14 protein-coding genes are annotated in these 20914 nt (G+C 62.9%); 10 read left to right on the forward strand and 4 right to left on the reverse strand.

What is annotated here, in order from left to right; genetic code table 11:
- The first annotated feature begins 87 nt into the window (after positions 1-87).
- Both WKI89_RS07050 and WKI89_RS07055 read left to right on the forward strand, forming a co-directional pair.
- Positions 88-1866 (forward strand): acyl-CoA dehydrogenase, encoded by a 1779-nt coding sequence (locus WKI89_RS07050; protein ID WP_337868468.1) that lies wholly within the window; start codon positions 88-90, stop codon positions 1864-1866.
- Between the two features lie 155 nt (positions 1867-2021).
- Entirely contained in the window at positions 2022-3524 is a 1503-nt protein-coding gene (locus WKI89_RS07055) for a phosphodiester glycosidase family protein (RefSeq protein ID WP_337868489.1), read from the forward strand.
- Here WKI89_RS07055 and WKI89_RS07060 read toward each other — a convergent pair.
- Positions 3521-4588, reverse strand: coding sequence for a DNA adenine methylase (locus tag WKI89_RS07060; RefSeq protein ID WP_337868469.1), 1068 nt, complete (start codon positions 4586-4588; stop codon positions 3521-3523). The two genes, WKI89_RS07055 and WKI89_RS07060, sit on opposite strands and share 4 nt — an antisense overlap.
- Positions 4589-4948: 360 nt before the next feature.
- Here WKI89_RS07060 and bshA point away from each other — a divergent pair, with 360 nt between their 5' ends.
- Both bshA and WKI89_RS07070 read left to right on the forward strand, forming a co-directional pair.
- Positions 4949-6229 carry an N-acetyl-alpha-D-glucosaminyl L-malate synthase BshA gene (gene bshA, locus WKI89_RS07065; RefSeq protein WP_337868470.1) on the forward strand — a complete coding sequence of 427 codons (1281 nt, stop codon included), beginning with the start codon at positions 4949-4951 and terminating at the stop codon, positions 6227-6229.
- Between the two features lie 271 nt (positions 6230-6500).
- Positions 6501-7916, forward strand: a complete 1416-nt coding sequence (locus WKI89_RS07070) for a DUF4832 domain-containing protein (RefSeq protein ID WP_337868471.1) — start codon at positions 6501-6503, stop codon at positions 7914-7916.
- Between the two features lie 4 nt (positions 7917-7920).
- On the opposite strand, the gene WKI89_RS07075 is transcribed toward WKI89_RS07070, so the two are convergent.
- Positions 7921-8532: a hypothetical protein gene (locus WKI89_RS07075; RefSeq protein ID WP_337868472.1), complete on the reverse strand. Its 612-nt coding sequence runs from the start codon at positions 8530-8532 to the stop codon at positions 7921-7923.
- A 411-nt stretch (positions 8533-8943) separates the two neighbouring features.
- Between WKI89_RS07075 and WKI89_RS07080 the strand changes: the two genes are divergently transcribed.
- The 6 genes from WKI89_RS07080 (at position 8944) to ilvA (ending at position 17604) form a co-directional block, all read left to right on the forward strand.
- Complete coding sequence (locus tag WKI89_RS07080; RefSeq protein ID WP_337868473.1) at positions 8944-10242, forward strand: DUF4832 domain-containing protein; 1299 nt, start codon at positions 8944-8946, stop codon at positions 10240-10242.
- A 17-nt stretch (positions 10243-10259) separates the two neighbouring features.
- Complete coding sequence (locus WKI89_RS07085) at positions 10260-10733, forward strand: CYTH domain-containing protein (protein WP_337868474.1); 474 nt, start codon at positions 10260-10262, stop codon at positions 10731-10733.
- A 190-nt stretch (positions 10734-10923) separates the two neighbouring features.
- Positions 10924-11919 carry a MoxR family ATPase gene (locus WKI89_RS07090; RefSeq protein ID WP_337868475.1) on the forward strand — a complete coding sequence of 332 codons (996 nt, stop codon included), beginning with the start codon at positions 10924-10926 and terminating at the stop codon, positions 11917-11919.
- A gap of 233 nt (positions 11920-12152) precedes the next feature.
- Positions 12153-15011, forward strand: a complete 2859-nt coding sequence (locus tag WKI89_RS07095) for a hypothetical protein (RefSeq protein WP_337868476.1) — start codon at positions 12153-12155, stop codon at positions 15009-15011.
- Positions 15012-15030: 19 nt separating this feature from the next.
- Positions 15031-16260, forward strand: a complete 1230-nt coding sequence (locus WKI89_RS07100) for a VWA-like domain-containing protein (protein WP_337868477.1) — start codon at positions 15031-15033, stop codon at positions 16258-16260.
- Between the two features lie 111 nt (positions 16261-16371).
- The gene (gene ilvA / locus WKI89_RS07105) at positions 16372-17604 is read left to right on the forward strand and encodes a threonine ammonia-lyase (RefSeq protein ID WP_337868478.1); all 1233 of its coding nucleotides are present in this window, start codon (positions 16372-16374) and stop codon (positions 17602-17604) included.
- Positions 17605-17945: 341 nt separating this feature from the next.
- On the opposite strand, the gene WKI89_RS07110 is transcribed toward ilvA, so the two are convergent.
- Positions 17946-18824, reverse strand: coding sequence for a hypothetical protein (locus WKI89_RS07110; RefSeq protein WP_337868479.1), 879 nt, complete (start codon positions 18822-18824; stop codon positions 17946-17948).
- A 434-nt stretch (positions 18825-19258) separates the two neighbouring features.
- The gene (gene crtI, locus WKI89_RS07115) at positions 19259-20914 is read right to left on the reverse strand and encodes a phytoene desaturase family protein (RefSeq protein WP_337868480.1); all 1656 of its coding nucleotides are present in this window, start codon (positions 20912-20914) and stop codon (positions 19259-19261) included.

A 20914-nucleotide genomic window follows, 5' to 3' on the forward strand; every position in this document is an offset into this window, starting at 1 on the left:
CGGCTTAATGTAAGCTCCCGTACGGGAGCTTACATGTGGGAAGCCCTGTAAGCGCTTATAGGGTCTAGGCGTTAGAATTTGCCAATCATGAACCAGCTCATCTCCCGGCGCGATCTAGAATTCCTCCTCTACGAAGTGCTGGAGGTCGAGGCCCTCACCCGGCGCGAGCGCTACCGCGACCACAGCCGCGAGACCTTCAAAGATACCCTGGATGTGGCTTACCGCATCGCAGTCGAGCACTTCGCCACCCACAACAAGAAAAACGACCAGGAAGAGCCCTGGTTCGACGGGGAAAAAGTGCATACCAACCCTGAAGTCAAAACTGCCCTGGAGGAGTACCGCAAAGCGGGCTTGTTTGCTGCCACACACGACTACGAGCTGGGCGGCGTCCAATTGCCCTACGTGATTGCCACAGCCTATGGTGCTTTTTTCAAAGCGGCCAACATCGCCACTTCCAGCTATGCCTTGCTGACGGCGGGCAACGCCAATGTGCTTCGCAAATACGGTTCCGAGGCCCAGCAGAAGAAATACCTGATACCACAGCTCGAGGGCCGCTTCTTTGGCACCATGTGCCTCTCCGAGCCCCATGCCGGCTCCTCGCTCACCGACCTCCTGACCCGCGCCGAACCCCAAGCGGATGGCACCTACCGGCTCAACGGCTCCAAGATGTGGATTTCCGGCGGCGATCACGAGGTCTCGGAGAACATTGTGCATCTGGTGCTGGCCAAGATTCCGGGCGGGCCACCGGGGGTCAAGGGAATTTCACTGTTCATTGTGCCCAAGTACCGGGTCAACGACGACGGTAGCCTGGGTCTGCGCAACGGGGTCAAGCTGGCGGGTCTCAACCACAAGATGGGCTACCGCGGGATTCCCAACTGCTTGCTGAGCCTCGAGGACGCGGTGGGTGAGCTGGTGGGCGCGCCGCACCAGGGCCTGTCCTACATGTTCACCATGATGAACGAGGCCCGCATTGGCGTGGGCATGGGCGCGATGGCGCTGGCCTACACCGGCTACCTGCACGCGCTGGAATATGCCCAGACCCGCACCCAGGGCCGTCGTCTGCACGACAAGAACCCGGCCAGCCCCGCCGTTCCCATCATCCAGCACCCCGATGTGCGCCGCATGCTGATAATGCAAAAAGCCTACGCCGAGGGCTGCTTGCACCTGTGTCTGTATGCGGCCCGGCTGGTAGACGAGGAGCGCACTGCCCCTACCCCCGAGGCAGCCGAGCAGGCCCGTTTGCTGCTCGAGGTGCTCACCCCGGTGGTCAAGGGCTGGTCGAGCGAGCTGGGTATGCGGGCCAACGAGCTGGCTATTCAGGTGCATGGGGGCTATGGCTACACCCGCGACTACAACGTCGAGCAATTTTACCGCGACAACCGCCTCAACGCCATCCACGAGGGCACCAACGGCATCCAGGCCCTCGACCTGCTGGCGCGCAAGGTGGGGATGCAGGAGGGGGTGGGCTTCCGGCTGTGGGCCCAGGAGGTCGAGCGCACCATCCAGGCCTGCCGGGGTGTGGAGGCTTTGCAGCCGTACACCGCAGCCCTCGAGCAGGCCCTGAAGACCACCACCGAGGTCACCCAGCACCTGCTGAACAAAGCGGCCCAGGGGGAAGTCGAACGGGCTTTTGCCAACTCCTTTGCCTATCTGGAGCTGTTCGGCACCGTGACGCTGGCCTGGCTGTGGCTGGAGCAGGCGCACAAGGCGATGGGGAAGGAAGGGTCTTTTTACCGGGGCAAGCTCGAGGCCGCCCGCTACTTTTTTCTCTACGAACTCGACAAGGTGCCGCTGCTGGCTTCAAGGCTGATGCGTCTGGACGATGTGTTTTTGTACCCCGAGCAGGACTGGTTGATCGCAGGGTGATCGGATAGTTTGCCCAAGCGTCGGGTTGCTCCTTGATCGGTGCTGGATCGCAGCTTCAGGGACTGCCTTTTTGCCTCTTTGCGCCTTTGACATAAAAGGCCGATTGAGCCTTTGCCCATCTTTATGTGACCAATATGGTTTGAAATAGAGCCATGATGCGTTGGTGGATGATTCTACCGGTGCTTTGGGGTGTGGTCTACGCGCAAACTCCCCTTTCCTCGACGCCGATGCTTCCGGCTTCCAAGCTGGGGCTGAGTGTTACGCAGGAGAACGGGGCCACCACCTTTCGCAAAGCCGAGCTGAGCTTTACGTATGTGGAAGGCCTGGGCTGGACACCGCCCCTGGAAGCGGGCCTGCCCCCACCCCAGGGGGAGTTGCTGCCGGTGGAGGTGATCCGGGCGGTGGGCCTGGTAGCGGCGCCGGAGGCCGGGGTGCGCTACTCGGCCGACGCCAGCCGCATGCGCGTGGTCTTTGACCTGCCCGAGGGCGATGCGGTGCAGCCGGCCCCTTCCGACCTGGCCCCCTATCCGGGCTCCCTCGAGCTGAGCGTCCCCTATTTTGTGCCAGGCCTCGAGGCGGTGCGGCCTGCCGGGGTGGGGGTAGAGGCCCGCTACGAGCTGCAAAGCACCCTGCTTAGGCTGCAAGCCCCGCCGGGGCGCTTTTACCGCTACCAGACCTTTTTGCTTTCCAACCCCAGCCGCTACGTGCTGGATGTGTACTACCTCGAGCCCGAGCGCGAAGAAGCCCTCCAGCCGGGTTTCCGCTACCGCGAGCTGTGGGCTTGGACGCCCGAGCCGGTGCGTATGTACTGGCTCGAGGCCCTGCCAGGCCGCTGGCGCATGGAGCCGGTGGGCCGTCCGGGCGAGCGCCGGGCTTTGCCAGAGATGGCCCCAGGGGCCTTGGCCATCCTGAACGGGGGCTACTTTGATGGGCGCACCGGAACGCCCATTGGCCTCTGGGTGCGCGAGGGGGTGCCCCTGAGCTTTCCCTTTGGCCGCAGTGCGCTGTTTTGGCAGGGGGACTCGATTTACGCTGCCCGCCCTCAATTTTCCGCCTCAGTTCAACTTGTTGACGGACGCAGCATTCGGGTGGGGGTCAACCTGAACCGGGCCAGGTACACGGTGCATACGCTGCCGGGGCCGGTGGGAAGGGCAGGCGAAAATGTACACCTCGTGCAGGGCGAACAGATTATCGCTACTTACCCCGCACCTTACGAGCTCCCCGTGGGTTTCTGGGCGCTTACTTTTCCTGCGGAAGAACCCATCGCTCGTACCGGTGAGTCCCTGCGGCTATTGGTGAGCCTCGAGCCGCCGGCAAACTACGCGCTCGAGGCCGGCCCCCTGCTGCTGCAAGGGGGGGTGAACGTTTTTGACCCCAACGCCGAGCCCTTCCGCGACCGGGCCCCGGTGGAAGCCGTGGCCGCCCAGTCGGTGGTGGCCTGGTCGCAGGAGGGGGCGCTGTTTTTTATCGTGACCGAGCCCATGCGCCCCGAGGCTTTGGCCCGGGTGCTGCAAGGGCAGGGCTTCTGGGGGGCCATTCGCATGGATGGGGGCGGCTCGGCCCAGCTCTGGGTACAGGGCCGCCTGCGCAACCCAGGCAACGGCCTGCTGGGGGTGCGCCCAGTGGTGAGTGGGTTGGCGCTGTACCCCAGGCCCTAACCTGCCAGCCGTCTCGTCGTCTTCGAGCGCAAAGCGTTGAAAACCTTTTTGCTATGGGTTGCCACAAACAGATACTCCTCGTTTTCGGTATGGGAAACCTGCCCCACTTTCTGGCCTTGGGGGTTGTAGATGCCGATGCGGGCGCCCACGTAGCGGCGGTGGGTCTGGTTCATCCGTACCACATAGCCCCACTCTTTGAGCATGGCCTCAATTTCTTCGGTGCGGAAAAAACCTTCGTTGTTAAACGATAGTACCAGGTGTTTGGCCTGTAGACTCCCCAGCAGTTTTTCCATCGCGCCTTTGGCTTCGCGCTTGGAGTTGAAGGGGCTCTTGCGCTCCTGCACATCGGTGCGCTTGCGAGCGATCCCATAGGTTTGGGGGTTGTCCCAGCGAACCAGGGTTTCCCACAGGTGGTAGTTGCCCAGATAGGAGTGCTGGTTGTAGGGGGGGTCGAGGTAGAAGAGGTCGGTCCGCAGGTGGGCAGCCATCTCCAAGGCGTCGGCCTGTAAGGCCCATCCCTCACCGGGCAGCAGCGGGGGGTATTCCAGTCGCAACTCGCCATAGGAGCGTGGAGCCCAGCGTTTGAGGTAGGCCATCTGGATGCCGGTGGTGGAGTCCACTTTGTCGGCGGCGATCATCAGGCTATAGAGCAAGATGGCCCGCAAAATTTCATCTCCGGCGGCCTCGAGCTCGATCCGGGTTCGGATGGCTTCAATTTTGGCTCCGTTGTGCGGCTGAATGAAGCGGGACTCCTGGCAGTAGGTGCGGGTAAACCAGCCTGCCTTGCCCTTCCGCTTTTGCAGCCGCTGCAAGATGGGCAGAATGCGCTCGGGCGGGTACTTGGTAGCATCGGCTTGTACCAGTGCTTGCGCCAGCACCAGGGCATAGGTGTGAATGTCGTTGGAGGTAACCAAAAGCCCCATGTTTTTGAGGGCATGGCCGACCCTGGCGCTGCCCGAAAACAAATCTACGGCATCCCGGAGCGGGTTTATGGCATTAATCTGCTCCACAACCCCGGTAATCCAGGGCAAAAGAGCGCGCTTGGAGCCAATATATTTGACCACTACGTCAATTCTACACTCATATACAGCGAATTGTGCAATAGCGACGGTGTAATTTGTAAATTGACACTGCAAAAACAAGATGAGAACGGCGAATTTCCTTTCCACTAAACTGGAAGAAATTGGGGTTGTTGTTCACGATGGCCCAAATACCCAATCCGGCCCATTTTCATGAAAGCAGGTCTTTAAGTTTTCTTGAACTGGACTTTACTTAATTTCTCACTTCGAAGCTTTAGCCTAAACACGCCCCCAGGTGGTTCCTCGAAGCTGAAGCTGTGCTGACCAGGCCCGCTCAGTATGGAGACGCTGCTTTGGAGGGCTCACAGCCGTCCTGATCTTGAAATCGCTCGAATGGGAGGTTGCATGAATATAGCCATTCTTTGCCATGCTAGTGCGGGAGGTTCAGGGGTGGTGGCCACCGAGTTGGCGCTGGCCTTAGCCGGGCTGGGGCATTCGGTGCATGTGGTTGCAACCGAACGGCCCTTTCGCCTGACCGAAGAACGCCTGAGCCAGCTTGGCCTGAGCAGCAATCTGCTGGGTGCAAGCGCCGTCTCGGTGGGCCAAACCCCCATCGGCGGGCTGGGCCGCATCTTCCAGGCTTCAAAAAGGAGCGTAGCCCGTTGGTTGGGTTTGATCAACAAGCCGCTCAAAAGCGGTTCGCTGCATTTCCACCAGATCCTAAGTGCCGACTATCCCTTGTTTCAAGAGCCCCTTACCCCGCTCACCGCGGCCAACTCCATCGCCGAGTTGATCGAACGTTTCAAGATTGAGCTGGTGCATGCCCATTACGCGATTCCCCACGCCACCAGTGCCATTCTGGCCCGCGATATGGGGTTGGACATCAAGGTGGTGACCACCCTGCACGGCACCGATGTGACCCTGGTGGGACGCGAGCCGGCCTTTGCCAAAACCACCCAGCACGCGGTGCGCACCTCGGATGCGGTGACGGCGGTCTCCCACTCGTTGGCCCACGACACCTACCGCAAGCTGGGGGTAGAGCGCGAGATCGAGGTGATCTACAACTGGGTGGATCCCGAGCGCTTCAAGCCCAACCGCGACCCGGTCTACCGCGCCCGCTTTGCCCAGCCCGAAGAGGCCATTGTGCTGCACGTCTCCAACTTTCGCTCGGTCAAGCGCCCCCTGGATGCCCTGCGGGTGTTTGCCGGCATCCTCGAGCGCATGCCGGCCCGCCTGCTCATGATTGGCGATGGGCCGCTGCGCCAGGAATGTGTCGAACTGGCGCACGAGCTGGAAATTGCCGGGCGGGTGCAGTTTTTGGAGTCTACGCCAAGCATCGAAAAGTTCATGAGCGTGGCCGACCTGTTCTTACTGCCCTCCGAGCAGGAATCTTTCGGGCTGGTGGCTTTGGAGGCCATGGCCAGCGGGGTGCCGGTGGTGGCCAGCCGGGTGGGGGGGCTGCCCGAGTTAATCGAGGAGGGCAAAACCGGTTTCCTGTGCCCGATGGGCGACATTCAGGGGATGCTCGAGGCCAGCCTGGAAATCCTCACCAGCCGCACCCGCCGCCGCAATATGGGCGAGGCGGCCCGCGCACGGGCTATCGAACGCTTCCGGCCCGAGGTGGTGCTGCCCCGCTACCTCGAGGTCTATGAGAAGACCCTGGACTTGCAGGTAGCGAGAGGCTAGAATTTCCCCCAAGCGGGCACCAAAAGACCAAAAACCAGTTGATTTCTCGATGGGGCTTCCACGATAGCCCCTTCCTTTTTGAACTTTTCCGCACACCCCCACTGGCCAGTGTTACGTTTTTCGAAAATGGAGATTAAGAAATATTAACGCAAAAAGTGCGATTAGCTCAAATAAACTGCGATTCGCGAAACAAGGTTTTACCTTAAACGTTACTTAACGCTCGGCTAACGTCACGCCATCAATCACAAAATAGCCTTGCTTCGTGACCTTTATGCGAAACGTACCAAAGCCTCTTTACTCGCGTATTCTTTCCGGTTTGTTGCTGAGCCTGCTGGCAGCGTGTGGCACACAAAATAGCAACCCCGATGGGTCTAATCCCAATCCCTCGCCCCTTAGCGGTAAAACCGTGACCTATTCCCCCTCCGATGAGGTATTCCTCAATCCTGAGCGGGGTTTCCGGCCAGGGGTGCAGTTGGGCTACAGCCAGGGCTCCACCTCGCTGGCGGGGGTAAACCTGCCGGGGATGCGGGGACGGGGCTACACGCTCATTCAGGCTTACATCAGCCTCGAGCCCTTCCAGAATGGCCCTATCTCTGATACCTATCTGAATCAGCTACGGGGGCGCTTACAAGGAATGCGCGATGCCGGTATCAAAGGCTCCGTGCGTTTCTGGTACACCTGGGGGGGCACGCCGCGTTCATCCAAGGCCACCATTTTGGGACACATTCGGCAGCTTACCCCGCTTTTGCGCGACTATGCCGATGTGATGGTTGCACTGCAAGCCGGTTTTTTGGGTTCCTGGGGCGAGTGGGGCGACCACGGCGAGATGAACAGCGCCGAGAACAAGCGCGAGCTGGTGAGCGCACTGCTGGCAGCGCTCCCACCGGATCGGCGGGTGCAGTTGCGTACCGTAGAGCACCTGCGGCTTTTTGTGCCGGGTGGCATGAGCGAAGCCCAGGCCTTTGAGGCAGGCTTTATCGGCTCGAGGCTGGGCCACCACAACGACTGTTTTATGGTCAACCAGAGCGATGCCGGAACCTATGCCTGGAGCGACCCCCAGCGTACCACCGACCGCAACTATCTCTCGAGCATGTCCAAGTTCATGCCCATTGGTGGGGAGATGTGCGGCGATGTGCCGGAAGCAGGCACCGACCCCTACAACCGCCGCACCCCCCAGGGGCAGCTCGACGAACTGGCCCGCTTTAACTGGAGTTGGATCTCCAACGACTTTGGCAACATAGACCGCTGGCGGCAGTGGGGCATCTACGACACCATCGCCCGCAAGCTGGGCTACCGCTTTGCCCTCGTGCAGTCGGTGGTGCCAGAGGTGGCGAGCGGAGGCCGCCTGCGCCTGAGCTTCACGGTGCGCAACGATGGCTGGGCTGCGCCCTTCAACCCCCGCCCGGTGCGGGTGGTGCTGCGCAACACCCAGAGCCGCCAGGTTTACAGCGTCAACGTCAACACCGATCCCCGCCGCTGGTTTGCGGGAAGCACCCAGACCATCCAGGTAGACCAGCCCCTGCCCGCTGGCATTGTGCCGGGCAGTTACGAGGTTTTGCTGCACCTGCCCGACCCCTACCAGAGCATCGCGGCCCGCCCCGAGTACGCCATCCGCCTGGCCAACCCCGACGTGTGGGAGGCTGCGACTGGCTACAACAAGCTCAACCAGACGGTGCGGGTGCCTTAGGACATCAGGGCTGGCGGAAGCGCAGAATAAGCTGCGGAGCGTAGTCGTCGGCGGTGCTAAACAGGGCCAGGTCACTCTGCTGGTCGTGGTTGGTAGGCTGGGCGAAACGCAGGCGGAACTGCACAGAGGATCGGCCTAAGGCCAGGTCGCCCCGGAGGGCTTCGGTAACATCGAGCTCGAGGTAGCCCTCGTCGGCGGCCTCGTTGCGGGCGGTTTCCAGGGCTGGCGCATCGAAGGCTGCAAAATCCAGCAGATTGGGAACGCGGATGTGCTCTACCACCAGGCTTTGCAACTTGGCATAGGTACGGCTGGATGGACCTTGGTAGATGCGTAGGGAGGCGCTGACAATCGGGTCGCCTTGGAAGTTTTTCGGTAAGGCTCCCAGGTCGAATTCCAGCAGACCGCGCACCGCGTTGTTCTCGCCGTCATCGCCGGCACAGATCACCCGGCGGCAATAGTAGCCGGCCTGTCCGCTACCGGCTGCATCGAGGGTGGTTTGCCTGGAGAGTAGAAGCGTTTGCCCGGATACAAGTCCGTGCAACTGCGGGTCGGAACAGCCGGCCAGAAGCAATGCGCCCAGGGTGGCGATGAGGCTGGATATTGAGAGGGTTCGCATAAGGGGTTCCCAACAAACCTTTTCTCGGTTATAGGGAAGTTGAACGGGTTCTGCATGAAAAAGGGATTACTTTGGGCATTATTTGTGAATAACCTGCTGCAACTAAAGGAGGGGTTTTCCCCTCAAAAAGGGGTCTGGATTGGGAGTGGGTGCCGTTATTGGTGGCGTTAACCAACGCGTTTCGGGTGGATGGTTCATTTCAGATATGAAGGCCTACCGCTATCCTCAAGGGAAACCTTAATGGAGCTTAAGGTTTTCTAACCTCGAGCCCTTGGACTGGCCCAATAAACTGACCCGGTGATGCACATGTTCAGACCTCTATTGCTTTGCAGCGGATGGGTAGCAGGGCTTCTGCTATCCGGGTGTGGAGAGGTTACTGGAACCATCCAACCGCCGGGTACTGGAGGCGACGTGCCGGTTTTGCCGCCGATGAGCGGCAAGACCATTACCTATCAGGCCTCGAGCGAGAACTTCCTCAACCCCGAGCGGGGTTTTCACATTGCATTTCAGCTTCAGGAGAACAACGACTACCGCAGCGTGCGCTCGGGAGGTTGGTTTAATTTTCCGGCCAGCGTGGTGTTTGCCTACGTCAAGCTGAGCGACTTTCGTAATGCCCCCATCTCGCAAGACTACCTCAACCTGCTGCGTAGCCGTTTCGAGAATGCCCGCCAGGGAGGCATCAAACTGATTCTGCGACACTACTACGCTTTCCCGGGCGTGACCGGCACCGAAGATGCGCCGCTGGACCGGATGCTGGGCCACATCGAGCAGCTCAAACCCCTCTGGAACGAGTATCAGGATGTAATTATCGCCATGCAAGCGGGGTTTATTGGCTACTGGGGCGAGTGGAACAACTCGAGCAATGGCCTTGACAACCCTACCAGCGAGAACCGGCTGGTGCAGGCTCTGCTGGCAGCCCTGCCCAAGAGCATCCCGATTCAACTGCGCACCCTCGAGGACATCGAGCGACTGTACCCACAGCCGCTATCCGCCAGCCAGGCTTTCGATGGCAGCAACCAGGCCCGCGTAGGCCACCACAACGATTGTTTTCTGGCTGGGGAAAACGATGCCGGAACCTATACCTGGAACCAGTGGGATCGGCAAAAGGGGTATCTGGAGAAAATCAGCCGCTATGTCCCGGTAGCGGGCGAGACCTGCCAGGTAAATCTGGGGCCGCGCCAGGCTTGCTCGGTGGCCTTGGCCGAGCTGCGCCGCTTTAACTGGCAAATTATTAGTGGCACCTGGTACAAGCCGGTGCTGGACCGCTGGAAAAGCGAGGGCTGCTACGATGAGGTGGCCCGTCGCCTGGGCTACCGTTTCCGGCTGGTCAAAGCAGTAATCCCCGAGCAACTGAGTAGGGGAGGACGTTTCCAGATGGGCCTCGAGGTTGCCAACGATGGCTTTGCCAACCCCATCAAGCCCCGCAATGTGCGGATAGTCCTGCGCAACAAAGCCAGCCAGCAGACCTTTACCTTTCCCATTAATTCGGATCCCCGCTTCTGGGAGCCGGACAAAACCCAAGCCCTGATGCTCGATGCTACCTTGCCGGGGGAGATACCAGCCGGCGACTACGAGGTCTTGCTGCACCTGCCCGACCCGGCCCCCAACCTTGCCAGTCGCCCCGAGTATGCCATCCGCCTCGCCAATCCGAACGTCTGGGAGGCTACCACGGGTTATAACTCCTTGCAGCACACCCTGAAGGTGCAGTAACAGTCTTACAATCAGACATGGGTACTGAGACCGAACGCAAATTCCTAGTCAAATCGTTGGCCTGGAAGAAGGGGGCGGTGGGCACACCCTACCGCCAGGGCTACCTGTGCCGACAAGAAGAGCGCACCGTGCGGGTGCGCATTGCCGGTGATGAAGCCCACCTGACCATCAAGGGCCAGGCCCTGGGCATCACCCGCCTCGAGTACGAGTACCCCATCCCCTTAGCGGAGGCCCGCGAACTGCTCGACCGGCTTTGCATAAAGCCCTTGATCGAGAAAACCCGCTACCGTGTTGAATTCTGCGGGCGGGTCTGGGAAGTGGACGAGTTTATGGGGGAGAACCGGGGCCTGGTGGTGGCCGAGGTGGAGCTCGAGTCGCCCGACCAACCCCTCGAGCTGCCCGACTGGGCGGGGGAGGAGGTAACCCACGACCCCCGCTACCTGAACGCCAACCTGGTAGAACATCCGTTCTCGCGGTGGCCCAAACCGTGACCCCAAGGTGTGTTTTCCCCGTGTCCAACGCGACCCTGAGGCCTATATGCCTTTGGGGAGGTGGTCTGCGAGGGCTTGCTATGTTGCCGATAAGGGGTGAAGAAGCCGGGTTCTCTTTAGCGCAAATTTAACAACGCTCGAATGTTCATCTGCCTACAAAAATCGCCCGTGCTTACCCCACACTAAGCGCGTGAGCCCAACCGAACTGGCAGCGTATCTTTCGGGTCTGATCGAGCATCGGATCAAAATCTCCACCATGCTGTGGGGGCCGCCGGGGGTGGGCAAGTCGTCCATTGTGGCCCAGACCGCCCGCAAGCATGGGATGGGCTTTATTGATGTGCGGCTCTCGCAACTGGCCCCCACCGACCTGCGCGGCCTGCCAGTGCCGCTGGATGGCATCTCCAAGTGGTATCCACCGGAGTTTTTGCCGCGCGAGGGGGAGGGAATTTTGTTCCTGGACGAGCTCAACATGGCCCCCCCCACCATGCAGGGCATGGCCCAGCAGCTCATCCTCGACCGCAAGGTGGGTTCTTATGAGCTGCCCGAGGGCTGGTTTGTCTGGGCGGCGGGCAACCGCAAGGAAGACCGGGCCGCGGTGTTCGACATGCCGGCCCCGCTGGCCAACCGCTTTATCCATCTGGAAGTGACCCCGGACTTCGAGAGCTTCAAGCGCTACGGTTTCGAGGCTGGGATTCACGAGCGCATACTGGCCTTCCTGGCCTTCCGCCCGGCCCTGCTACACCAGATGGATTCCAAACGTCCGGCCTGGCCCAGCCCGCGCAGTTGGGAGATGGCCTCGGCGCTTTTGAAAGCCGGGCTGGACATCGCCCCGGTGGTAGGGGAGGCGGCGGCAGCGGAGCTCGAGGCCTTCGGGCAGGTCTACGAAGTGCTACCCGAACTCACCGAGATTCTGGAGGGACACTCGAGCCGGCCTTTCCCCGAGGAGCCCTCGGCGCGCTACGCCCTCACCATGGGCCTCGCGTTGCGGGCCGAGACGGCTAAGCAGGGGCTCCACGCCTTCCGCTGGATGGTGGAGGTGGCCCCGCCAGAATGGGTGCAGTTGCTGGTGGCCGATCTCTACCAGCGGATGAAGCAGCGGGGGCCGGGGGAGTTCGCCTTGATGGTGCGGGAAGACCCCCGGCTGCGGGAATTCATGCAGGCCTACCGGGAGCTGGTGCTGGGGTGAGGCTGTGCAGGTAGGTGTGGGGGTTCGAGACGTTGCCTGGCATGGATTCATAGTCGGGGGCGTAGGGGGTGGGGTGTTCCACACCGCCCACCTCCGCGAGCCGCATAGAGCCCGGCCCAGGTCGGCAGCGTTCGTGCCGTTCTACGCTTACGGGAGATGTAGGGCTGAGAATGGCTATCGGGGTATTGGATTTTGCGCGGTTATGTAATGTGGATGCGGAAGGCAGGGTTAGGATGACACTGTTGCTCGAGGAGGCGCAGAACCCACAGACCGCCCCCGAGCGGCTAAGGGCTCTGGCTTCAACGCGCAGCCCGGAGGTGCGGCGGGCGGTGGCGCGCAACCCCAACACGCCCGAGGATGTGCTGCTGCGGCTGGCGGTGCATTTTCCCGAGGAGGTGCTGGGGAACCCGCTCATTGACCTCTTGCTGCTGGTGAACCCCAACTGGCTGGCGGAAATTCCCGGCTATGCCCGCAACCGCTTGCTGGGCCACCCCCAAACCCCGCCGCATTTTCTGCGCTGGGCAGCGAGGGAGGGCGACCCTGTGGCCCTGCTCGCTTTGCTGCAAAACCCGTCTGCACCGCCTGAACTGGTCGAACCGCTCACCAACCACGGGCTGCCGGCGGTAGCGGAGGCGGCCCGGCTGCACGGGGCGCTCGAGACCTCGCCCCTCGAGCGGGCCCTGTGGTGGAGCGAGGCGGACATGGACTACCTCGAGCTGCGCCAGATGGTGCTTCTGGGGCTGGCCCCTGCCTGGATTGCGCCGCGCATCGCCGGTGAACCCGATACCGGCCTGCGGCTGGCGCTCCTGGAGCAGGCACATTTGCCCAAAGAAGTGCTGGCAGCCTTCCTCTTCGATGAGGATGAGGCGGTGCGCCGGGCCGCGCGGCAGCATCCCTCCACGCCTCCCGAAGCGGCGGAGCTGCTGGACCGTTTGGAGGGCCAGCTTCCCGTCGAGATTCCCATCGAGGCGCTGGCCCAGGGGACGATCCCCGTTGGGACGGGCAGCGGCCCGTACACCCAGGGGACGATCCCCGTTGGGACGGGCAGCGGCCCGTACACCCAGGGGACGATCCCCTTCGGGACTGCGGCTCCGCCCCAGTACACCCCAGGGACGATTCCCTTCGGGACGGGCGGTAGCCCGTACACCCAGAGCCACTACTGGATGCGGCAACTGCTGGCCCAGCATCCGCAGACCCCGCCGCACCTGCTGGAGCGCTTCCTCACCGACGACGACTGGCGGGTGCGGGGGGCACTGGCCCGCAACCCGGCGCTCCCCGCGCACTGGCTTCTCCAGCTCGCCCAGGACGGCGACCGCGAGGTGCGGCAGTGGGCCGCTACCCACCCCCGCACCCCCAGTGCAGCCCTGGAGCGGCTGGCCTGCGACGAGTACGAGGAGGTGCGCAAAGCCGCAGCCGCAAACCCCAGCGCACCCAGGCGCGTGCTCGAGCTTTTCGAGCGCGCCCAGGCCCAGGACGCGGCGCTCACGGCGGAGGAACTCGAGCGCATGGCCCGCCTGGGCGAGTGGGCCCGGCGGCTGGCGGTGGCCCACCCCAACACCCCCTCGGAGACCCTCGAGCGCTGCAAAGGCGACCCCGACTGGCACACCCGGCTGGCGGTGGCCCGCAACCCCAAAACCCCCCCCGCGACCCTAGCCGCCATGGCGGGCGACAGCGACCCCGATGTGCGGCAGGCCGTAGCCGTGCACCGGCACACCCCGCTGGAGAGCCTCGAGGGCCTGGCCCGCGACGAGCAGCCCGATGTGCGCGCCCAGGTCGCGCAGAACCCCCGTACCCCGCCCAACCTGCTGCAACTGCTGGCCCAGGATGACCACTGGCGGGTGCGCCAGGCGGTGGCCGCCAACCTTTCCACCCCGCCCCAGGTGCTGGAGCAACTGGCCCAGGACCCCGACCGCGACGTGCGCCAGGCGGTAGCCGACAACCCCCAGGTGCCCGAAACGGCGCTGGAGCCGCTGTTTGCCGGATGGTTCGCCAAGCTGGAGGCCCCCATGAGCCTGGTGGAACTCTACCGCCGGGCCAGAAACCTCGAGGCCCTGGGCCCCGAACTGCTGGACAAGCTGGCCCAGGGCAGCGACTGGGCCATGCGCCTGGCGGCACGCCACCCCTGCACACCCCCCGAGACCCTGCGAACCCTGGCGCAGGACGAGGACTGGCGGGTGCGGCAAGCTGTGGCGACCCATCCGGTGCCGCCCCCCGAGCTACTCTCGCTGCTGGCGGGCGACCCCGACGCCGACGTGCGCCGGGCGGTGGCGGCACACCCACAGGTCACCGGCGAAATACTGGAGCGCCTTTGCGCAGATGAGCAGCAGGACATCCGCCTGCAGGCAGCCAAGCACCCTGGGGCTCCGCCGCTGGCCCTGGCCATCCTGCTGGCCGACGCCGACGAGACAGTTCGACAGGCCGCCCAGGCCCATCCAAGGGCCCCGGCTGAACTGGTGGAGCTGTACCGCCGGGCCGAGGCCCTGGACCCATCCCTGGAGGGGGCGTTTTTGCAACGGCTGGCCGGTCAGACCCTCTGGAGCCGAGGGCTGGCCGCGCAAAACCCCAGCACCCCCCCTGAGGCCCTGCACGAGCTAATCCGCGACAGCGAGTGGTCGGTGCGGCAGGCCGCGGCCAAGAACCCGGCCCTTACCCCAAAGATGCTGGCGGTGCTGGCCCAGGACACCGACCGCGACGTGCGCCAGGCGGTGGCCCAGCATCCTCGTACCCCTGCGGCTACCCTGGCCGAACTGCTGCGCGATGTTGACGAGAATGTGCGCCTGTCGGCCCTGCGCAACCCCAACCTCGAGCCAGCCTCCCTGGAGCGCTACCGCGCCCAGTTGGTATTGCAGGGCTCGAGGTCGCGCTTTACCCTCAACCGCGCAGTGGCCCTCTCGAGGCCCGAGATACCCCCCCACGAACTGGCCAAGGTGCGCCACTGGGCCGCGCCGGAGTGGATGGTGCGCTACGCGGTGGCCCAGAACCCCCACACCCCCCGCCCCATCCTCGAGCGCCTGGCCCAGGACGCCAACCGGCTGGTGCGGGCGGCGGCAGCCCGCCGCCTGGCCCAGGGTGAAAGCACGGGGGCCGGATAACCGCCCCATCGAGGTCGAAATGTCCGAAACCGCTTCCCATCCACCCCAGGCGCCGGTTCAAGGGCTCGAGCGCCGCATCTCGGCTGCCTTGTTGCGCTTGCGAATCAAGTCCCCTTTCTTCGCCACCCTGGCCATGTTTGCCCGCTACAGGGCCAGCCTCGAGCTGCCCACCGCCGCCACCGACGGACGCGACGTCTTCTATAACCCGCACTTCATGGCCGCGCTCCCCGACGAGCACTTCGACGGGGTGCTGCTGCACGAGGTCTTGCACGCGGCCCTGGCCCACGTGCCGCGCCGCTCCCAGCGCGACCCCAAGGGCTGGAACATCGCCGCCGATATCGTGGTCAACGGTATCCTGCTGCAAAACGGCTTCAGCCTGCCCGAAGGGCATATCCGCCAGCCCGAGCTCGAGCACTACGCCGTGGAGGAAGTCTATGCCCTGCTCCCCCGCGAGCAACCGCCGGAGCTGGTTTTTGCGGATTTGCTCGAGGCCCCGCCCGACGACGCCGAGGCGCGCGAGGGCCAGGAGGGCAACGCTGGTAATTCCGGCGTCAAGGACAAGAAGCCCCGTGCCAAGAAGCTTACCGAGGGTGACTCGATGAGCGAGGCCGGGCGGGCCGAGCAGGAACGGTACTGGAAGCAGGCCGTCCAGCAGGCCCAGGCGGTGGCACGGGGAAGCGGCAAGGGCAGCCTTCCGGCGGGCGTGGAGCGGGCCTTCGGCCTGGCCGGGCCGCCCCAGCTCGACTGGAAGAGCCTGCTGTGGCGCTTTCTGGTGCGCACCCCCACCGACTTCTCCGGCTACGACCGCCGCCATGTGGGACGGGGCTGGTACCTCGAGACCCTCGAGGGCGAGAGCCTGCGGGTCTACATTGCGGTGGACACCTCCGGCTCGGTGGACGATGCCCTGGTCAAACTCTTCCTGAGCGAGGTGCATGGCATCCTGCGGGCCTACCCACACCTAGAGGCCCGGCTCTTCTACGCCGACGCCGCCCTCTATGGCCCCCACCCGCTCCAGCCCGACGGCGAGATTCCTGCCCCCCAGGGGGGCGGCGGTACCGACTTCCGGCCCTTCTTCGCCCACGTAACCGAGCACCACGAGCCGCACCTGGGAGGCGTGTGCATCTACCTTACCGACGGGTACGGTGATTTTCCCCTCGAGGCCCCGCCCCTCCCCACGCTCTGGGTGGTTGCGCCGGGCGGGCTGGACGAGCGCGGTTTTCCTTTTGGCGAGGTGGCCCGGCTGCTCTGAGTACCGCACGGGAAGCTTGGCCCGTCGTGGCAACGGCGTATATACGCTTCCCGCGGGAGCCCCAGGATGAGGAAAAATCAGCGGTAGGTCACTAAGCGATACAATCTGCGCATGGCAGTGCTACTCGAGCACATCCAGGCGGCCCGCGCGGTGATTCAGAGCGTAATCGCCTCCACCCCCACCCTGCCCGACCCGCTCGCCTCCGACGAGCTGGGGGCGCAGGTTTTCGTCAAAGCGGAGTGTTTGCAGAAGAGCGGCTCCTTCAAGATTCGCGGGGCCTATCACAAGATAGCGGCCCTCACCCCCGAGGAAAAAGCCCGCGGGGTGATCGCCCCTTCGGCGGGCAACCACGCCCAGGGGGTGGCGCTGGCCGCAGCCCTGCAGGGCATCCGCTCCACTATCGTGATGCCCCAGCACGCCCCCCTCACCAAGGTGGTGGCGACCCGCCGCCTGGGAGCCGAGGTGGTGCTCTACGGAGCCAGCTTCGACGACGCGGTGGCCCACGCCCACGAGCTTCAGCAGCAGCACGGCTACACCTACGTGCACGCCTTCAACGACGAAAAGATTATTGCCGGACAGGGCACCATCGGCCTCGAGCTGCTGGAAGCCCTGCCCAACCTGGACGTGCTGGTGGTGCCCATCGGCGGGGGCGGCCTGATTGGCGGCATCGCGGTGGCGGTCAAGAGCCTGCGCCCGCAAGTCCACATCGTGGGAGTGCAGGCGGCGGGCTGTGCGCCGGTCAACCCCTCGCTCAAAGCCGGGCATCCGGTGAGCGTGCCGGTGGCCCAGACCATCGCCGACGGCATTGCGGTCAAACGTCCAGGGGAGCTAACCCTCCCCCTCATCCAGCAGTACGTAGACCAGGTGCTCGAGGTCACCGACGACGAGATTGCCCGTGGCATCGCCCACTGCGCCCAGAACCTCAAGCTGGTGGTGGAAGGGGCCGGGGCCGCCGGGATGGGGGCCATCCTGGCCGGCAAAGTGCCGGTGCAGCCCGGCCAGACCGTCGCTACGGTGCTGTGCGGGGGCAACATTGATGGCAACCTGCTCTCACGGGTGATCGAGCAGGTGATGGTGCGGCAGGGCCGCTACCTGCTGCTCAAGCTGGCGGTGATAGACCGTCCAGGAGCCCTGGCACGGGTGGTGGATCACGTAGCGGCAGCCGGGGCCAACATCATTGATATTTTCCACCGCCGGGCGCTCTGGCTGGCCCCGCTGGGCAAGGTGGGGGTGGAGCTGGTGCTGGAGGTGCGGGATGTCCAGCACGGCAACGAGGTGGTAGCGGGCCTCGAGCAAGCGGGTTATGCCGTCGAGCGCGATGAACTCGGCATGTGGCCCGATTGACTGTTTTGCTTCTCTGTACCGAGATGGAAATCCGGAGCAGGGCCGCGCTTGGCCGCCTCCTGCCCCGGCTTGTTCCGGTATACCCAAAAAGAAGCAAAAAACGGTGTGCTCTATCGCGTTTCCCACAATTATACCGTTTCCGCTTGAATCCTTCACCGCGGGGCGTAGTCAAAGGTGAAGGATTCAAGCCGACCGAAGTGAGTAGAAAAGCATTTCGGTAGTATCGTTTAGGCTTGTCAAAGTGAACGATACTACCGAAATGCGTATTACTCCGCACCGCGTGCGGAGTAATTTACCCAGTACAGCAGTTTTTGCTGTACTGGGTATTCGTGGGAACCGCTCTAGGGAATGGGTGTGGCGGTCCAGGAACCCCGGCTCAGGCTGGTGCGGTCGTTCTCCCGCTGCACCAGAATAAAAGGCCCTTGAATGCTCTTGTCGGCTTGGATATCGCCTTCCCCTACAATACGCCCCTCCCGCTCGAGCTCAAAAATGACAAACACCTTCTTGTCCCCAACCAGGGCTCCCTTCACCTCGATCTTGCGGCCATCGCTCAAAACCAGCTCGCCCTTGAGCCGCACATAGCCGCCTTTATCCTTGACTTCCAGGTTTAGCCTGCCCTCGAGCTTGGTTCCCTTGGCCGGGCCATCCTCCACCAGCCCGCTAAAGTTGTAGGAAAGCTTTTGCGGTTGGGGGGTGGGCATGGGGGTCGGCCCCGAGACCGGCGTGGCAGTCCAACTGCCTCGGTCGCCTGCGGCGGGCCCCACAAACGGGCCCTTGAACACCCCGCCGTCTTCACGCTTGCCCGTGCCAATAATCAGCAGATTGTTGGCCTTGTCCAGCTCGAAGAAAATGAAGATGCGGCCTCCACGGGTCAGCACACCCTTGGCCGGCACGTTGAGGTCGTTGGCCCCGGTGAGTGCCCCCATGAACACATAGTTGCCGCCCCCCACCGGCTTGAGCTCGAGGGTTAGTTTGCCGGCCAGGGTGGTGTCCTTGCTGGGGCCTTCCTCCACCTTGCCACTAAAGTCGAATATCACTTGCTGCTCGGGTGCGCTGCTTTGTAGTTGGAGGTCGTTGCTGACCGAGCGGGCTTCCTCAACCGACATACTTTCGCTGATGGTGGGCGAAGGCGTGGAGTTGCTGGGGCTCCCACAAGCTGCCAGCAGCAAAGCCCCCGCCAGCGCACTCAAGACCCATTTGGCCGAACCCAGATTTTGCATGGTTTGCACTCCTTTCGTTGCAATGTACCCCACGGGAATCTTCATCCCACGGCCCGTCGCGGCGAGCGGCGTTTTCCTGCTCGAGCAGCTATTTGCGCTCCCCGCGGAGGCCCCAGGATGAGGGAAAATCAGTGATAGGGCACCCAGTTATTCTTTTGGAGGCCATCGTTAGAAATCTAAACTATGATGTAGAAGGAAGTGCGTACTGGTCGCGTTTTTACCTGCTGTTAATTCACATAAGTGCTTAGGTTTTCTTTAGGAAACGAGGACTATTGGCTTATCAGCTCGATTTCGGTCAAATCAGCGCCCAGTTGGTCGTTTTATCGAACGAACACTTGCAACCGTTGAAATTGCATGTACTTCAATACACCCAGGCGCCAAGGTCATTGAACAGGGGGTGTTCGCTGGAAAGCGGCCTGTTCCAAGTCGAATTTTTAGTCCGTACCCGCAACGGGCTCTGCAGGTTTGGGCGGATTGACCTTCTTCTCCACCTCGTCCACAATCCCGAAATCCTTGGCAATCAGCCGGGCGGTCATCTTGGCCGACATCATCACGCTGGGGGTGCCCGCGCCGGGCTGGGCTCCCGCGCCGACTAGGTAAAGGTTGGCGATGTCCTCGCTCCGGTTGTGGGGCCGGAAGTAGGCCGACTGGGCCAGGATGGGCTCGGGCCCAAAGGCGTTGCCCAGGTAGCTATTGAGGGTGTGCTCGAAGTAGTCGGGGGTGACAAAGCTCTTGTGCACCAGGCGCTCCATCAGGCCCGGCAGATAGCCGCGCTCGTCCAGGAAGCGGAGCACCTTGTTCACGAAGGGCTCTCCCAGCAGATCCCAGTCCAGTTTGGAGCCGTTGTGCGGTACCGGAATCAGGGTGTAGGCAGCGTGGTGGCCGGGCGGGGCCAGGCTGGAGTCGGTGAGGGTGGGAATGTGCAGGTACTGGCTGAAGTCCTTGGCCAGCACCTTGCGCCCGAAGATGTCCCGTAGCAACTCCTCGTAGCGCGGCCCCAGGATGATGTTGTGGTGGCGCAGCTTCTGGCCTTCGGTGCCGTCGGCTTTGAAGCCAAAATAGATCACCACCAGCGACATGCTCTGGGGCCGGTTCTTCACGATGACGTCGGAGTGCCAGAAGCGGTACTCAGGCTCGATTAGCTTCAGGTAGGTGTGGGCGTAGTCGGCGTTCGAGACCACGATGTCGGCGTGCAGGGCGCTACCATCGGCCAGGGTGATGCCCTTGGCGATTTTCTTGCTACCCTCGCGCACCACGTTAATCTTCTTGACCTCGGCGTTGTAGCGCATTTTGCCGCCCAGCTCCTCGAACTTTTGTACGAAACCCCGCACCAGAGCCCCGGTGCCCCCCAAAGCAAAGTGGATACCCCAGGTTTTCTCCACGAAGTGAATCATGGCGTAGATGGCCGGCACGCTAAGGGGGTTGCCCCCCACCAGCAGGGTCTCGAAGCTGAAGACCTGGCGCAGCTTGGGCGATTGGAAGTATTTGCTGGCAAAGCTGAACAAGGTGCGCACTGCATCCAGCCGGAGCAGGTCGGGCACCACCCGCAGCATGGTGCCGAGGTCGCCGAAGTGGGTGTAGCCGAGCTCGAGGAAGCCCCGCTGGAAAATGGCCTTGGCGTCGGCGTGAAAGCGCTCGTAGCCCTCGAGGTCGCCCGGCTCGCCCAGTTCCTTGACCTGGCGGCGGGTGTTCTCGGGGTCGCCGTCGTAGTCGAAGAAAGTGCCATCGTCGAAGTAAATGCGATAAAAGGGCAGAATGGGGACGATCTGCACGTACTTGCTGGTGTGGGGCCCGCCCGAGATGCCAGACTTAATGCGTGGGTCGTCGCCCAGAATTTCGGCGGGATAGTCGGGCAGGCTCAGGCCTGACCGGCCAGGCTCCAGCGAGAAAAGCTCCTCAATAAAATGCGGCACGGTAATGACGGTAGGCCCCATATCGAAGGTGAAGCCGTCTACTTTGCGCACGTAGGCCCGCCCGCCAGGGGCGTCCAGTTTTTCCACGATAGTGGTCTCGAAGCCCAGGCTTTGTAGACGCAGGCCCATGGCCAGGCCCCCAATCCCAGAGCCAATCACAATTGCTGTTCGCGCCAT

It is taken from the genome of Meiothermus sp. (genome assembly GCF_037443965.1).
GTDB lineage: Bacteria > Deinococcota > Deinococci > Deinococcales > Thermaceae > Meiothermus.

Coding starts and splice junctions, on each gene's coding strand:
- bshA (WP_337868470.1), top strand. CDS start 4,949: ATGAATATAGCCATTCTTTGCCATGCTAGTGCGGGAGGTTCAGGGGTG.
- WKI89_RS07070 (WP_337868471.1), top strand. CDS start 6,501: ATGCGAAACGTACCAAAGCCTCTTTACTCGCGTATTCTTTCCGGTTTG.
- WKI89_RS07075 (WP_337868472.1), bottom strand. CDS start 8,532: ATGCGAACCCTCTCAATATCCAGCCTCATCGCCACCCTGGGCGCATTG.
- WKI89_RS07100 (WP_337868477.1), top strand. CDS start 15,031: ATGTCCGAAACCGCTTCCCATCCACCCCAGGCGCCGGTTCAAGGGCTC.
- crtI (WP_337868480.1), bottom strand. CDS start 20,914: ATGGCGCGAACAGCAATTGTGATTGGCTCTGGGATTGGGGGCCTGGCC.
- ilvA (WP_337868478.1), top strand. CDS start 16,372: ATGGCAGTGCTACTCGAGCACATCCAGGCGGCCCGCGCGGTGATTCAG.
- WKI89_RS07050 (WP_337868468.1), top strand. CDS start 88: ATGAACCAGCTCATCTCCCGGCGCGATCTAGAATTCCTCCTCTACGAA.
- WKI89_RS07085 (WP_337868474.1), top strand. CDS start 10,260: ATGGGTACTGAGACCGAACGCAAATTCCTAGTCAAATCGTTGGCCTGG.
- WKI89_RS07110 (WP_337868479.1), bottom strand. CDS start 18,824: ATGCAAAATCTGGGTTCGGCCAAATGGGTCTTGAGTGCGCTGGCGGGG.
- WKI89_RS07095 (WP_337868476.1), top strand. CDS start 12,153: ATGACACTGTTGCTCGAGGAGGCGCAGAACCCACAGACCGCCCCCGAG.
- WKI89_RS07055 (WP_337868489.1), top strand. CDS start 2,022: ATGCGTTGGTGGATGATTCTACCGGTGCTTTGGGGTGTGGTCTACGCG.